At 72.6% G+C, this 13896-nt stretch carries 11 protein-coding genes and 1 pseudogene; 2 read left to right on the forward strand and 10 right to left on the reverse strand.

The annotated features are described in order from the left end of the window. Positions 1-15: 15 nt before the first annotated feature. Positions 16-219 carry a hypothetical protein gene (locus B1205_RS05310; protein WP_089154588.1) on the forward strand — a complete coding sequence of 68 codons (204 nt, stop codon included), beginning with the start codon at positions 16-18 and terminating at the stop codon, positions 217-219. Positions 220-1667: 1448 nt separating this feature from the next. On the opposite strand, the gene ccsB is transcribed toward B1205_RS05310, so the two are convergent. The 6 genes and pseudogenes from ccsB to hemL form a co-directional block, all read right to left on the reverse strand. Beyond that, entirely contained in the window at positions 1668-2651 is a 984-nt protein-coding gene (ccsB, locus tag B1205_RS05320) for a c-type cytochrome biogenesis protein CcsB (protein WP_089154590.1), read from the reverse strand. Next, entirely contained in the window at positions 2651-4270 is a 1620-nt protein-coding gene (gene resB, locus B1205_RS05325) for a cytochrome c biogenesis protein ResB (protein WP_089154591.1), read from the reverse strand. Before resB ends, ccsB begins: the two co-directional genes overlap by 1 nt. Then, entirely contained in the window at positions 4270-5127 is an 858-nt protein-coding gene (locus tag B1205_RS05330) for a cytochrome c biogenesis CcdA family protein (protein WP_089154592.1), read from the reverse strand. The genes resB and B1205_RS05330 overlap by 1 nt, the downstream gene beginning before the upstream one ends. Continuing rightward, positions 5127-5650, reverse strand: a pseudogene (locus B1205_RS05335) (TlpA family protein disulfide reductase). Before B1205_RS05335 ends, B1205_RS05330 begins: the two are co-directional and overlap by 1 nt. Beyond that, positions 5650-6297, reverse strand: coding sequence for a histidine phosphatase family protein (locus B1205_RS05340; protein ID WP_089154593.1), 648 nt, complete (start codon positions 6295-6297; stop codon positions 5650-5652). The pseudogene B1205_RS05335 and the gene B1205_RS05340 overlap by 1 nt, the downstream one beginning before the upstream one ends. Positions 6298-6301: 4 nt before the next feature. After that, positions 6302-7639, reverse strand: coding sequence for a glutamate-1-semialdehyde 2,1-aminomutase (gene hemL / locus B1205_RS05345; RefSeq protein WP_089154594.1), 1338 nt, complete (start codon positions 7637-7639; stop codon positions 6302-6304). Between the two features lie 551 nt (positions 7640-8190). Here hemL and B1205_RS05350 point away from each other — a divergent pair. Continuing rightward, positions 8191-8508, forward strand: a complete 318-nt coding sequence (locus tag B1205_RS05350) for an STAS domain-containing protein (RefSeq protein WP_089154595.1) — start codon at positions 8191-8193, stop codon at positions 8506-8508. A gap of 91 nt (positions 8509-8599) precedes the next feature. On the opposite strand, the gene B1205_RS05355 is transcribed toward B1205_RS05350, so the two are convergent. From B1205_RS05355 to B1205_RS30930, 4 genes are all read right to left on the reverse strand, one after another. Further along, entirely contained in the window at positions 8600-10192 is a 1593-nt protein-coding gene (locus B1205_RS05355) for an ABC transporter permease (RefSeq protein WP_089154596.1), read from the reverse strand. Next, positions 10189-11079, reverse strand: a complete 891-nt coding sequence (locus tag B1205_RS05360; protein ID WP_089154597.1) for an ABC transporter ATP-binding protein — start codon at positions 11077-11079, stop codon at positions 10189-10191. Before B1205_RS05360 ends, B1205_RS05355 begins: the two co-directional genes overlap by 4 nt. 59 nt (positions 11080-11138) lie before the next feature. After that, positions 11139-11696: a response regulator gene (locus B1205_RS05365; protein WP_089154598.1), complete on the reverse strand. Its 558-nt coding sequence runs from the start codon at positions 11694-11696 to the stop codon at positions 11139-11141. Next, positions 11693-13896: ATP-binding protein (locus tag B1205_RS30930; protein ID WP_254909730.1), on the reverse strand; the 2204-nt coding region annotated here is incomplete at its 5' end. The genes B1205_RS30930 and B1205_RS05365, both read right to left, overlap by 4 nt.

Consider the following 13896-nt stretch of genomic DNA (forward strand, 5'->3'; position numbering starts at 1 on the left):
TGTCATCCTGTACGGATGGACGACGCGTACGTGGTGGGCGACCCGGACGGCCTCAGCCCGCTCCAGACCGAGATCCGCGACGCGGTGGCCCGCGAACTGCACGCCCAGTTCGCGCTGCGGGCCGACCGCCTCGACCTGGCCGACCTGCCCGAGGTGGCCTACCAGATCACCCGCCGCGTGGACGACGTGCTGACCCGTCTCGTCAGACCCTCCTCATAGGATCGGTCCGCCGGCCGCTCAGGTCGGCTCCCCTTCCGCAAGGAGCTCGATGAACCGTCTGCGCGTTTCGACCGGCGCGGCGGCGCTGGCCACCCTCGGTGTGCTCGCCGCCCTCCCCGCACCGGCGACGGCCGACCCCGGCCCCGGCTGGGTCAGCGGCTGGCTCGGCGAGATCACCGTCGCCGGCCGCCCCGCACCCGCCCGCACCGCCGCCTTCTCGTTCAGCAGCAGCCCCGACGCGGTGCACCCGCGCGTCCGCTTCGACGTGAGCGGCCTCGCCGGCATCGCCACCGCGACGTTCCCGGCCTGGTGCGAGCGCGTCCGGGCCGTGGCGACCTGCCCGACTCCGCCCGACGCCACCACGGACGAGTTCGGCGGCGTCAACGGCACCGTGCCGATCGTGCTCCGCGCCGTGACCGGCTCGACCGACGGCGCCGCCGGCACGATCGGCTGGTCCATCACCGCCGACGGCGTCGACGGCGAGGCCCAGCAGGCGACCGTCACGGTGCGCACCGGGCCGGACGCGGTCGACCTCGTCGACGCGTACGTCGAGGGTTTTGGCACCGGCGACCGGCTCGCCCTGCCGGTGGCCCTGGTCAGCGCCGGCGACCAGCCNCTACGGGCCACGTTCCGCTTCCCGGTCGGGCTGGAGCCGGCGGCCTACCGCAACTGCCGCTACGGTGCCGGCGGGCAGCTCAGCACGATCGTGGTCTGCCAGTTCGACCGCGAGCTGACCCCGGGCCGCCGTTACGAGGTGCCCGGCGGCTTCGCCACCACCGTCGGCCCGGCGGCGGTCGGTGACAAGCGCATCGTGCAGACCGTGGCACCCGAGGTCACCGCCGGTCCGCTGCCCGAGGGCGTGGTGCTGCGACGCCGCCCGGCGGACGCGGCGCTGCGGCTGCGCCCGGTCGGTGACCGGGTGGGCGTGCTCGGCCCCGACCAGCAGTACGCCTCCGGGCAGTACTACCTGCGGGCCGTCCGCGGCGCGTTCGACCTGGTCGCCGTCGGTGCGACCGTCGCCGGAGCGCCCGGCGACACCGTGCGGGTCCGCGTCGGCCTGCGCAACGACGGACCCGGCGTGCCGGACGGCACCATCTCCGGCGACTCCGCCACCCGCCTCGTCTTCACCCCGCCGGCCGGCACCGTGGTGACGACTCGGCCGGAGCACTGCTCCAACGCCGCCGACGAGGAGGATCCGAGCGCGCCGGCGGTCTGGCACTGCACGCTGCCGGACGGCGTCTTCGCGGCGGGCAGCAGCTTCCTGATCGACGTCGACCTGCGGGTCGACGGCCCGCTCGGCGCACCCGGCTCGGTCGCCGTGCTCTACAGCCACCCCGGGCCCGACGACGAGCCGGCGAACGACACCGCCCCGGTCACCGTCGGCTGAGCCGCCCGAACGGCGCGACCGCCGGCAGTCGCAGGACTCCCGGCGGTCGGCGCGGCTGCGGTCAGTTGACCCCGGCGTACGAGTGCAGGCCGGTGAAGAAGAAGTTCACCCCGAACAGGTTCATCAGCATGGTCAGGAAGCCCACGACCGCGATCCAGGTGGCCACGTTGCGCCGCACGCTCGGCGTGGCCCGGGCGTGCAGGTAACCCGCGTACACCACCCAGGAGATGAACGCCCAGGTCTCCTTCGGGTCCCAGCCCCAGGCGCGACCCCACGCCGCCTCGGCCCAGATCGCCCCGGCGATCACCGCGAAGGTGAAGATCGGGAACGCGAAGGCGTGCAGCGTGAAGGTCAACCGCTCCAGCCCGGCCGCCGCCGGCAGCCGCCGGGCCAGGGTGTACGGGAAGCTGCGCCGCCCCTGCTCCCAGCCGGCCCGCATCAGGTACGCGGCGGCGGGCACCACACCCAGCAGGAAGATGCCCGAGGCGAAGATGATCGTCGACACATGGATGATGAACCAGTACGACTGCAACGCCGGCATCAGCGGCACGACCTGGACATAGAGCTTCAGCTCGGCGAACGCCAGCAGCAGCACCATCACCAGCGTCAAGAACAGGCCGAGCCGGCGCAGCGACGGCTGCTTCCAGAGCACCACCAGCCAGGCGGCCGCCCCGATCCAGGTGACCGTCAACACGAACTCGTACATGTTGCCCCAGGGCATCCGCTCGGCGGCGATGCCCCGGGTGACCACGGCGCCCAGGTGCAGCGCGGCGGCGAGCGCGGTGAGCCAACCGGCGAGCCGCCCGGCCAGCGCGGCCCGATCGGCGGAGCGGTCGGGCCGGTCGGGGCGCGTCGCGCCCGGCGTGTCCGGCCCGTCGATCACCCCGCCGGGGCCGCCGACGCCCGCGCCGACGAGTTCCCGGGCCGGGGCGGGCACCGCCACCTTCCGGGCGTTGCCCAGGGCGAACTCGACGGCGTGACTGATCATCGCGACCAGGTACGTCAGGATCGCGAACGTGACCAGTTGGTCGGAGAGTGCGGACATCACTCGTCTCCTTCTCGCGCCCGCCGCTGATCCGCTCCGTCACCGCTGACCGCGGCGACGAGCTGCGCGAACTCCTCGGCGAACCCCGGGTGCTCGGTGCGCGGCAGCCCACCGGCCTCCACCAAACTACTACCGCTCGTCGGAGATCCACCCGCGGGGGGCGTGACCCGGAACCAGACCCGGCGTCGGCGGGCGAACAGCGAACCCATCAGGCCCAGCAGCAGCGTGCCGCTGGCCACCAGCAGCAGCGTCTGCCCGGGCGCGTGCCGCACCGCGAGAGTGACGTACGGCGTGGTGCCGACGAACTCCAGCGTGCTCCCGTCGTCCAGGGTCCACGTCTCGCCGGGCCGGAGCGTCTTCGTGCCGAGCTGCTTCAACTTGCCGTTGGCGACCTGCCGCTGGTCCAGCGCGTACACCGAGCCGGGGATGCCGGCGTCCAGCCCGAGGTTGCCCCGGTAGGCGGTCAGGTTCACCATCGGGTCCCGCTCGGCCGGAAACTGCGAGGCCACGAACGGCGCGCTCTTCGGCGCGGTGGGCAGGTAGAGCCCGTCGAAGGCGACCTGCTGGTCCGGGGCGCGGGTGCCGGTTCTCGGGTCGACGTTCGCGTCCGGGAAGAGCGCCACGCCCTCCTCGGTGGCGTTCGGGTCGCCGGTGCGCAGGAACGGGTCGTCGCTGGTCTGGCTGTTGCCGTACCGGTCGGTGTACTTGAGGATCGGCGCGTAGCCGTTGCCCAGCAGGTAGACGTTGGCCGAGTCCAGCCGCAGCGGCGAGTTGACCGAGAAACCGGCGGTCCGGGGCGTACCGCCGGGGGAGTCCACGCTGACCGTGGCCCAGAAGCGCGACGCCTGCCCGGAGTCCAGATAGTCGGCCTCGAACTTCTCCAACGTCAGGCAGAACGGCGGCAGGTCGGCGCTGTCCACCCGCGGGCCGAGCGAAACCTCGGCGTACTGCTGGCGGGTGTTGCAGAACGCGTTGTCCGCGCCCGCGACCAGGATGCGGTTGCCGTGCCAGCCGTACCAGGAACCGAGCGCGACCCCGAGCAGGACGGCGATCAGCGATGTGTGGAACAGCAGGTTGCCGGTTTCCTTGAGGTAGCCCTTCTCGGCGGAGACCTCCGCGCCGCGGACGGTGACCCGCCACCGGCGGCGACGCAGCACGGCCGCGATCGCCTCCGGGTCGGCGGCGGCCGGGCCGTCCAGCACCGCGTGCTGCGGCAGGCGCTCCAACCGCTTCGGCGCGGCCGGCGGCCGCATCCGCAGCGCCCGCACATGATCTCGGGTACGCGGCAGGATGCAGCCGATCAGCGAGGTGAACAGCAGCAGGTAGATCGCGGAGAACCAGACCGAGCCGAAGACCTCGAACGCGCCGATCCGGTCCAGCCGGGGCGCCAGGTCGGGGTGGTCGACGAACCACTTGTCGACGTTCTCCGGGTTGACCCCGCGCTGGGGCAGCACCGAACCGGGGATGGCGGCGACCGCGAGCAGGAAGAGCAGGATCAGCGCGGTACGCATGCTGGTGAGCTGCCGCCACGAGTTGCGCAGCAGGGCCAGCACCGGGTTCACCCGTCGCCGGGGCGCCTCGGCCGGCGGGGTGGCCGGTCGGTCGTCCACGGTCGTCATCAGATGCTCACCTCGCCCACGCCGACGTGCGTCTGCAACCAGATCACCACGTTCTGCCAGCCGCCGGTGACCAGCGCCAGGCCGATCACGATCAGCAGGGCGCCACCGACGCGGGTGACCCAGCGGCTGTTCCGCCGCACCGCGCGGAACACCCCGAGCAGGCGTTGGAAGCCCAGCCCGAAGACGACGAAGGGTAGCCCCAGCCCGAGGCAGTACGCCACGGCGAGCACCACGGCCCGGTCGGTGCCGCCCTCGGTGACCGCCATGCCGAGCACCGCGCCGAGCGTCGGCCCGGTACAGGGCAGCCAGCTCAGCGCGAAGACCGCGCCGAGGACGGGCGCGCCGAGCAGCCCGGCGGCGGGCAGGGCGCGGATGCGGAACTCGCGTTGCATGCCCGGGATGACACCGAGGTAGCCGAGCCCGAGCACCACCACCAGCGCGCCGATGACGATCTCCAACGGGCGCTCGTACCGGAAGAGGAGCTTGCCGACGCCGGAGAAGAGGATCGCGGTGGCGACGAAGACGGCGGTGAAGCCGGCGATGAAGAGCAGCGTGCCGGCGAGCACCCGCCCCTTCACGGCGGCGGCGCTCCGCCCCGGCGCCCGCGTCGCCACGCCAACGCCTCCGCCGCCGGTGCCGCTGTTAAGCGGGGGCCCCGCCTCTACCGAATCCGTTAAGCGGGGCCCCCGCCTTACCTCCAGGTCGGCGCCGGCCAGGCCGGTCACGTACGACAGGTAGCCGGGCATCAGCGGGAGCACGCACGGGGAGAGGAAGCTGACCAGGCCGGCCAGCGCCGCCGCGCCCACCGCGAACAGCAGCGGCCCGGACTCGGCGAGTTGGGCGAACGTCTCGCCCATCAGCGGGAGCCGTTCGGCGCCGGCTGCTCGGCGGCGATCTTCTCCACGATCGGCCGCAGCTCGTCCCGGGTCACCGCCCGGCGGATCACCACCGCGACGCGACCGTCCCGGTCGAGCACCACGGTGGCCGGGGTGCTGTTCGGCGGGATGTCAAAGTTGAGCGCCTGCCGGCTCGACGGGTCAAAAAGGCTGGGGTAGGTGATCCCGTGGNGGTCACGCCGGCGCCCTTGGTCGCCTGGTAGGTGGCCTCCAGGTCGTCCGCCTCGGCCCGGCAGGGCGCACACCAGGAGCCCCAGAAGTTGACCACGACGACCTGGCCCCGGTCGCGGCTGATGTCGTAGCCGCCGCCGGTGAGCAGCTCACCGCTCACCTTCGGGGTCTTCGACCGCTGGTCCGGTGCGCAGCTCACGGTGAGGCCGTCGGCGGCGCACCGGCTCTCCTGGCTGCCGGAGGAGCAGCCGGCCAGCGCCGTACCGGCGGCGACGGCGGCGAGCAGGGCGGCGGCGAGCCTCCGGGCGAGCATCAGGCCCCCTTGGCCGTCCGGGCGGTCGGCGAGGTCGCGATCAGGTGCGCGGCCGGCTCGGAGTAGCCGATGCCGGCGAGCCGGGCGCCGTCGAAGTGGAACGAGGTGAGGCTGGCCAGACCACACTGCCGGCGACGCGGGTCGTGCCAGAGCCGCTTGCGCTCGACGTGCCGGCGCAGCGTCCAGATCGGGAGCTGGTGGGAGACGAGCACCGCCTCGCGTCCTTCGGCGGCGACGCGGGCGGCGTGCAGCGCGGCGAACATCCGCTCGGCGATCACCCGGTACGCCTCCCCCCACGACGGGGTGACCGGGTCGCGCAGCACCCACCAGTTGCGCGGGTCGCGGAACGAGCCGTCGCCGGGCGAGACCTTCTTGCCCTCGAACCAGTTCGCGCTCTCGATCAGCCGCTCGTCGACGCCGACGGAGAGCCCGAACTGCGCGGCGATCGGCTCGGCGGTCTGCTGGGCGCGTTCCAACGGGCTGGCCGCCACATGCACCACGGTCCGCTCGGCGAGCGCCTGGGCCGCCGCCTTGGCCATCTGCACGCCCAGCTCGGAGAGGCGGAAACCGGGCAGCCGGCCGTACAGGATGCCGTCCGGGTTGTACACCTCGCCGTGCCGCAGCACGTGCACCACCGTCTCCGCCATCTGGTTACCCCCGTGTCCCGGCCGCTGCCGCCGCCCGCGCCGCCTCCGGCAGGGCGACGGCGATCTGCTCCCACGCGTCGTCGTCGATCGCCGTGGAGACGAACCACGACTCGAACGCGCTCGGCGGCAGGTAGACGCCGGCGGCGAGCATCGCGTGGAAGAACGCCTTGAACGCCGGCACCTCCTGGGTGCGGGCGCTGTCGTAGTCGCGCACCTCGGCGTCGGTGAAGAAGATCGAGAACATGTTGCCGGCGGTGGAGAGCCGGTGCGGCACGCCGGCCGCCGACAGCGCCTCGGTGGCGAGCCTGCCCAGCGTGGCGGCGGTCTCGTCCAGACGCCGGTAGAGCGCGTCGTCGGCCAGCCGCAGCGTGGCCAGCCCGGCCGCGCAGGCGAGCGGGTTCCCGGACAGCGTGCCGGCCTGGTAGACCGGGCCGGCCGGGGCCAGCCGCTCCATGATCTCCGCGCGCCCGCCGAACGCCGCGGCGGGCAGCCCTCCACCCATGACCTTCCCGTACGTCCACAGGTCGGCGTCGGAGGCGTCGAGGCCGTGCCACCCGGCGCGGGCGACCCGGAACCCGGTCATCACCTCGTCCACGATGAGCAGCGCGCCGTGCGCGTGCGCGATCCGGGCGAGCGCGGCGTTGAAGCCGTCGCGGGGGGCGATCACGCCCATGTTGCCGGCGGCGGCCTCGGTGATGATCGCGGCGATGTGCCGGCCCTCGGCCGCGAAGGCCGCCTCGACCGCGCCCAAGTCGTTGTACGGAAGCACGATCGTGTCGCCGGCCGCCGCCCCGGTCACGCCCGGCGAGTCGGGCAGGCCGAACGTGGCCACGCCGGAGCCGGCGGCGGCGAGCAGCGCGTCGGAGTGACCGTGGTAGCAGCCGGCGAACTTGATGATCTTGGAGCGGCCGGTGAAGCCGCGGGCCAGCCGGATCGCCGACATGGTCGCCTCGGTGCCGGAGTTGACCAGGCGTACCTGCTCCACCGGGGTCCGCGCGACGATCTCCTCGGCCAGGTCGACCTCGCCCGGCGTGGGCGTGCCGAAGCTGGTGCCGAGCGCGGCGGCCTCGCGCAACGCCTCCACCACCGCCGGATGGGCGTGACCGAGGATCAGCGGCCCCCAGGAGCAGACCAGGTCGACGTAGCGGCGACCGTCGGCGTCGAACAGCCAGGGACCCTCCCCCCGGACCATGAAGCGCGGCGTGCCGCCCACGGCACGGAACGCGCGTACGGGGGAGTTCACCCCGCCGGGCACGACGGCCTTGGCGCGGTCGAACAGGGCCTCGGAAGCCGGGGCGTCGGCCGGGTAGCGGCCGGATCCGGCGGAAAGGGTCTCGGTCACGATGTCGCCATTGTGTCAGCGCCGGACGGCCGACCGGCAGCCACCCCGTAACCGGCGTTACCAGGCTCACGCCACCCCGCGGCACCTCCGCGCCGGTGAACACCCACGGCGTTCCACCCACCGCCGCCGACGCGAACAGCGCCCCGCGCCAGCCGTCGCATTCCACCCACCGCCGCACCGCCTTGGGTATCCCGCCAACGTCACACCCATGGCGTTCCACCCACCGCCAATGCGGACACGGAGTGGAACGCCATGGGTGTCTCCGGGCCAAGGTGACACCCATGGTGTTCCACTCACGGCCAACGCAGACAGGGAGTGGAACGCCATGGGTGTCTGTGGCGAGCTTGCGCCCGTGGCGTTGCAGGGGAGTGCGCGGCGGCGCACAGCAGCAGCAGTGCCGGGCGGGCGGGGCGGGACCAGGGCAGGTGTGCGGCGTGACGGCCTGGCGGACCAGGGCGACGGTGGCGGCAGGGCCGGGGCGCGGCCACGCGGGGCCACGACCGGGGCCCGCTCGACAGGCCCGACGGTCGAGATCGCGATAGGCTGACCGGGTGGATCGTGCCGAACTGTCCATCACCGTACACCGGACGGGTGACGAAGCCGTGCTTCGCCTGGCCGGTGAGATCGACATGCTCACGGCCGCCCAGCTCTCGACGGTGGTCAACGAGGTGCTTGCGGATCCACCCCCGCGCATCGTGCTCGACCTGGGCGGGGTCACGTTCTGCGACTCCCAGGGCCTCGGCACGCTCGTGGTGCTCAGCCGCAAGGCCAGTCACGCGCAGTGCCTGCTGATCCTCACCAATGTCGGCGACTTCCTGATCCGCGTCCTCGACATCACCGGCCTCCGCAGCGCCCTGATGATCCGCTGACCCCTCCCTTCTCCCGCGATCTTGCACTTTCGGCCCACCGCGTGGGCTGAATGCCTTTTTTGTCGGGGCCAAGACTGCAAGATCGTCGGGGTCAGGGGACCGGAATGTCGCGGCGGCGAAATGTGAGCAGGCCGGCGGCGGCCAGCGTTACGGCCAAGGCGGTCAGCAGGAGCAGCGGGGTCACGGTCCAGGTGGGGCGCAGGGTCTGGGGGGTGTGGGTGAAGGGGGACAGGTCCAGGAGCCATTGGTTCAAATCCAGCACGGCACCCAACTGGCCCAGCAGCACGCAGGCCGCCAGCACCGCCCAGGCGGCCGACGCCTGCCGGGGCAGCAGGGCGTAGAGCAGCACGGCGAGCCCGGCCAGCACCCAGGCCGCCGGCGTCTGGGCCAGGGCCGCGCCGAGCATCCGACCCATCTGCCGGGGCACGTCGCCCACGCTGAGGCCGTACGTCAGGCCGGTGGCCAGGCCGGTCACCGTGAGCACCACCACGGGGCCGAGCAGCGCGAACGTCACATGCGACAGCAGCCAGGTCGAGCGGTGCGTGGCGGTGGCGAGCACCGGCTCGGCCCGGCCGGCGGACTCCTCGGCGCGCATCCGCAGCGCCGCCTGGATGCCGTACCCGGTCGCGGCCAACCCGGCCACGCTCAGCGTGGCGCCCAGGTAGGCGTCGGCCAGCCCGGAGGCCCCGCCGATCCGGGCCATGATCTGCTCCAGTTGGGCGTTTCCCTGCACCGAGCGGCCGGCCGCCTCGGCGGCACCACCGAGGATCAGCCCGAGCAGGCCGAACCCGACCGACCACCACATGAGCTGCCCCCGGTGCAGCCGCCAGGCCAGCCCGAAGGGGCCGGACAGGGCACCACCGGCGTCGGCCGGGCCGAACCGGGGCGGCAGCACGCCCGCGCCCAGGTCACGGCGGACCGAGATCGGGTACGCGAGCGCCGCGAGCAGCACCGTGGCGGCCAGCGGCAGCAGCGGCACCCACCACCGCTCCCCCTCGTACGCCCGGACCCGGGCCGCCCAGCCCAGCGGGGAGAGCCAACTCGGCCAGTCGTTGCCGGCGGTGTCGCCGATCAGGCGCAGCCCGAACGCGGCCCCGAGGCCGGCGACGCCGATCCCCCGTGCCCCGCCCGCGCTCCCGGTGAGCTGCGCGGCCAACCCGCCCAACGTGGCGAAGACCATTCCGGTCAGCGCGGCGACGAGGCCGTACGCGTAGGAGCCGGCGGCCGGCAGGCCGGTGGCGTGCAGCCCGGCCGCGGTGAGCAGCCCGAGCACCACATCGGCCGCGTACGTGACGAGCAGCGCGGCGGTCAGCCCGGCGTGCCGGCCGAGCACGCTGCCGCCGAGCAGTTCCCGCCGGCCCGCCTCCTCCTCGGTGCGGGTGTGCCGGATCACCGTGAGCAGGCTGGCCAGCGCCACGATCACCAGCAGGAACCCGCTGCGCTGGGCGGTCAGCGCGCCGACGCTGTCGCCGTAGACCGGGCCGAGCAGCGCGACGATGGACGGGTTGCGCGCGGTGCCCTCGGTGTACGCGGCCCGCTCGGCGGCGGTCGGGAACAGCTCGAAGAAGCTGGCCGCGTACGAGACCGGCAGCACGGCGAGGAGCAGCACCCAGAGCGGCAGCAGGAAGCGGTCCCGGCGCAGGACCAACCGGACCAGGTGCCGGGTTCCGGTGAGCGTGCTCACCGCTCCGCGCTCTCGTAGTGCCGCAGGAACAGTTCCTCCAGCGTCGGCGGGGTGCTGACCAGGCTGCGTACGCCCAGCTCGGTGAGGCGGCGCAGCGCGGGGTCCAGCGCGACGGCGTCCACGTCGAAGCGCACCCGGTGGCCGTCCACCCGCAGGTTGTGCACGCCGGGCAGGTCGGCCAGGCCGTCGATCGGGGCGGTCACCTCGGCGTCGATCGCGGTGCGGTGCAGGTGCCGCAGGTCGCCGAGGGTGCCGGACTCGACCGCCCGGCCGGCCCGGATGATCGTCACCCGGTCGCAGAGCGCCTCCACCTCGGCGAGGATGTGGCTGGAGAGCAGCACGGTACGACCGTCCTGGCGGGCCCGGCGGACCCAGTGCTGGAAGACCTCCTCCATCAGCGGGTCGAGCCCGGAGGTCGGCTCGTCGAGGATGAGCAGTTCGACGTCGGAGGCGAGCGCGGCCACCAGGCCGACCTTCTGCCGGTTGCCCTTGGAGTAGGTGCGGCCCTTCCTGCGCGGGTCCAGCTCGAAGTCGTACAGCAGGTCGGCGCGGCGTTTCGAGTCCAGCCCGCCGCGCAGCCGCCCGAGCAGGTCGATGACCTCGCCACCGCTGAGGTTGGGCCAGAGCGTGACGTCGCCGGGCACGTACGCGAGCCGGCGGTGCAGCGCCACCGCGTCCCGCCAGGGGTCGCCGCCGAGCAGCCGGACGGCCCCCGCGTCCGCCCGCAGCACGCCGAGCAGCACCCGGATGGTGGTCGACTTACCGGAGCCGTTCGGGCCGAGGAAGCCGTGCACCTCCCCGGTGCGGACGGTGAGGTCGAGACCGTCGAGCGCACGGGTCCGGCCGAACGTCTTCACCAGGCCGGCCACCTCGATGGTGGTTTCCATGCTTCGGAAGTTACGCCCGTTTCAGAGATTCATCGACATCCACGCCGACGGCTCAGCGCTCAGCGCGTATTGCCCCAGCGGGCCTGCTCCAGCAGTTCCGCCGCCCGTTCCCGGGTCGCCGGGTCGTCGTCGGCGCGCAGCATCGCGGTCGCGGAGTCCACCGCCTCGGCCAGTTGCCGCCACTGCACGTCCCGCTCCCGCACCAGATCCGACTGGGCGGCGAGCTGCCGGGTCTTCACCCACAGCTCGACGAAGACCGTCACCTTCGCGCGCAGCACCCACGGGTCGAACGGCTTGGTGAGGTAGTCCACCGCGCCGACCGCGTAGCCGCGCAACGCGAGCTGCGCGTCCTTGTCCGCCGCGGTGAGGAAGATGATCGGTACGTGTCGGGTCCGCTCCCGCCGCTTGATGTGGGTGGCGGTCTCGAAGCCGTCCATGTCCGGCATCTGGGCGTCCAGCAGGATCACCGCGAAGTCGTCGACCAGTAGCTGCTTGAGCGCCGCCTCACCGCTCTCCACCGCGACCGACTGCACCGGGAGCCCCTGGAGAATCGCCTCCAGCGCCATCAGGTTCTCCCGCCGGTCGTCCACCAGCAGTGCCTTGGCCGTCTGCGTCACGCGCTCTCCTCGCCTTTGCTGCGGCCGATCCAGGACGCCATCAGTTCGATCAGCTCGTCCAGGTCCACCGGCTTGGTGATGTAGTCGCTGCCGCCGGCCGCGAGCGCCGACTCCCGGTCGCCGGGCATCGCCTTGGCGGTCAGGAACACGATCGGCAGGTCCGCGAAGCGGTGGTTGCGGCGAATCTGCGCGGTCGTCTCGTACCCGTCCTGGTCCGGCATCATGGCGTCCATCAGGACGATGTCCACCTCCGGATGCTCGGCGAGCTGGCGCACCCCGTCCACCCCGTTGTCCGAGTACAACACGGTCATCCCGTGCAGTTCCAACGCGGACGTCAGCGCGAACACGTTCCGCACGTCGTCGTCGATGATCAGGACGGTCACGCCGTCCAGCCGCCGGGTGGTCGGCGTCTCCTGCGGCTGCGGCAGCTCCATCGGCATGAGCAGCGACGACGGCAGGCCCGCGCGGCTCGGCGACGGTGGCGCCGGCGCCACCACCGCGTCCGGCGCCAGCACATCGGGTACGAAGAGGGTGAACGTCGAACCCTGCCCGGGCGCGGACGACACGGTGATCGTGCCACCGAGCAGGCGGGCCAGGTCGCGGCTGATCGACAGGCCGAGCCCGGTGCCGCCGTAGCGCCGGCTGGTCGTGCCGTCGGCCTGCTGGAACGCCTCGAAGATCAGCGAGAGCTTGTCGTCCGAGACGCCGATGCCGGTGTCGATCACGGTGAACGCGATCACCCGTTGGGCGTTGGTCAGCGCGGGGACGTCGAAGACGGCGTTCTCGGCCGCCGGCCCGATGCGCAGCGTCACCGCGCCGTTGTCGGTGAACTTCACCGCGTTGGAGAGCAGGTTGCGCAGGATCTGCTGCAACCGCTGGGCGTCGGTGACCAGGGCCGGCGGCAGCTCCCGGCTGACCCGCACCTGGAAGTCCAGCCCCTTCTCCTCGGCCTGCGGCGCGAACGCCTGCTCGACGTAGCCGCGGATCTCGGAGAACTGGATCTCGGTGGGCTCCACGTCCATCCGGCCCGCCTCGATCTTCGACAGGTCGAGGATGTCGTCGATCAGCGAGAGCAGGTCCGAGCCGGCGCTGTGAATGGTGCGGGCGAACTCGATCTGCTTCGGGCTGAGGTTGCGCTCCGGGTTCTCCGCGAGCAGCCGCGCCAACAGCAGCAGCGAGTTCAGCGGTGTTCGCAGCTCGTGGCTCATGTTGGCGAGGAACTCCGACTTGTACGCCGACGCGCGGGTGAGCTGCTGCGCCTTCTCCTCCAAGCCGAGCCGGGCCAGTTCGATCTCCCGGTTCTGCGTCTCGATGTTGGCCTTCTGCTCGGACAGCAGCTTCGCCTTGTCCTCCAACTCGGCGTTGGTGCGCTGCAACTCCGCCGACTGGTCCTGCATCTCGTGCGCCAGCCGCTGCGACTGCGCCAGCAGCTCCTCCGTACGCCGGTTGGCCTGGATGGTGTTGACCGCGACGCCGATGGTGAGCACCAGCCGCTCCAGGAACGCCAGGTGCAGCTCGGAGAAGGTGGTGACGCCGGCGAACTCGATCACGCCGAGCAGTTCACCCTCGAACAGCACCGGCAGCACCACCAGGTCGGCCGGCGGCGTGTCGGCCAGCCCGGAGCGCACCATCAGCCGCCCGTCCGGCTGCGCCTTGACCCGGATCGTCCGGCGGGACAGCGCGGCCTGGCCGACCAGCCCCTCACCAGGGCCGAACGTGACGTCGTGGCCCCGGGCCACGTACCCGTAGGAGGCGGTGAGCCGCAGCCGCATGCTCCCCTCGGAGCTGTCCGCCAGGAAGAACGCGCCGAGCTGCGCGTCGACCAGCGGGGTCACCTCCATCATGATCATGCGGCAGACCTCGCCCAGGTCCCGCTGGCCCTGGAGCAGGCCACCGATGCGCGCCAGGTTGGAGTCGAGCCAACCCTGCTCGGCGTTCTTCTTGGTCGTCTCCCGCAGGGTGACGATCATCTGGTTGATGTTGTCCTTCAGCTCGGCGACCTCGCCCTGCGCCTTCACGTTGATCCGCTGGGTCAGGTCGCCCCGGGTCACCGACGTGGACACCTGGGCGATGGCGCGCAACTGCGTGGTCAGCGTGGAGGCGAGCTGGTTGACGTTCTCGGTGAGGTCGCGCCAGGTGCCGGAGACGCCCTTGACCTGGGCCTGACCGCCCAGCTTGCCCTCGGTGCCGACCTCGCGGG

It is taken from the genome of Micromonospora sp. NBS 11-29 (genome assembly GCF_002140155.1).
In the GTDB taxonomy this organism is placed as follows: Bacteria; Actinomycetota; Actinomycetes; order Mycobacteriales; family Micromonosporaceae; genus Micromonospora.

Excerpts from the sequence above, each read along its gene's own strand:
- B1205_RS05330 (WP_089154592.1), bottom strand. The coding sequence starts at position 5,127 with ATGGGCGAGACGTTCGCCCAACTCGCCGAGTCCGGGCCGCTGCTGTTC.
- B1205_RS05360 (WP_089154597.1), bottom strand. The coding sequence starts at position 11,079 with ATGGAAACCACCATCGAGGTGGCCGGCCTGGTGAAGACGTTCGGCCGG.
- B1205_RS05340 (WP_089154593.1), bottom strand. The coding sequence starts at position 6,297 with ATGGCGGAGACGGTGGTGCACGTGCTGCGGCACGGCGAGGTGTACAAC.
- ccsB (WP_089154590.1), bottom strand. The coding sequence starts at position 2,651 with ATGTCCGCACTCTCCGACCAACTGGTCACGTTCGCGATCCTGACGTAC.
- resB (WP_089154591.1), bottom strand. The coding sequence starts at position 4,270 with ATGACGACCGTGGACGACCGACCGGCCACCCCGCCGGCCGAGGCGCCC.
- B1205_RS05310 (WP_089154588.1), top strand. The coding sequence starts at position 16 with ATGGACGACGCGTACGTGGTGGGCGACCCGGACGGCCTCAGCCCGCTC.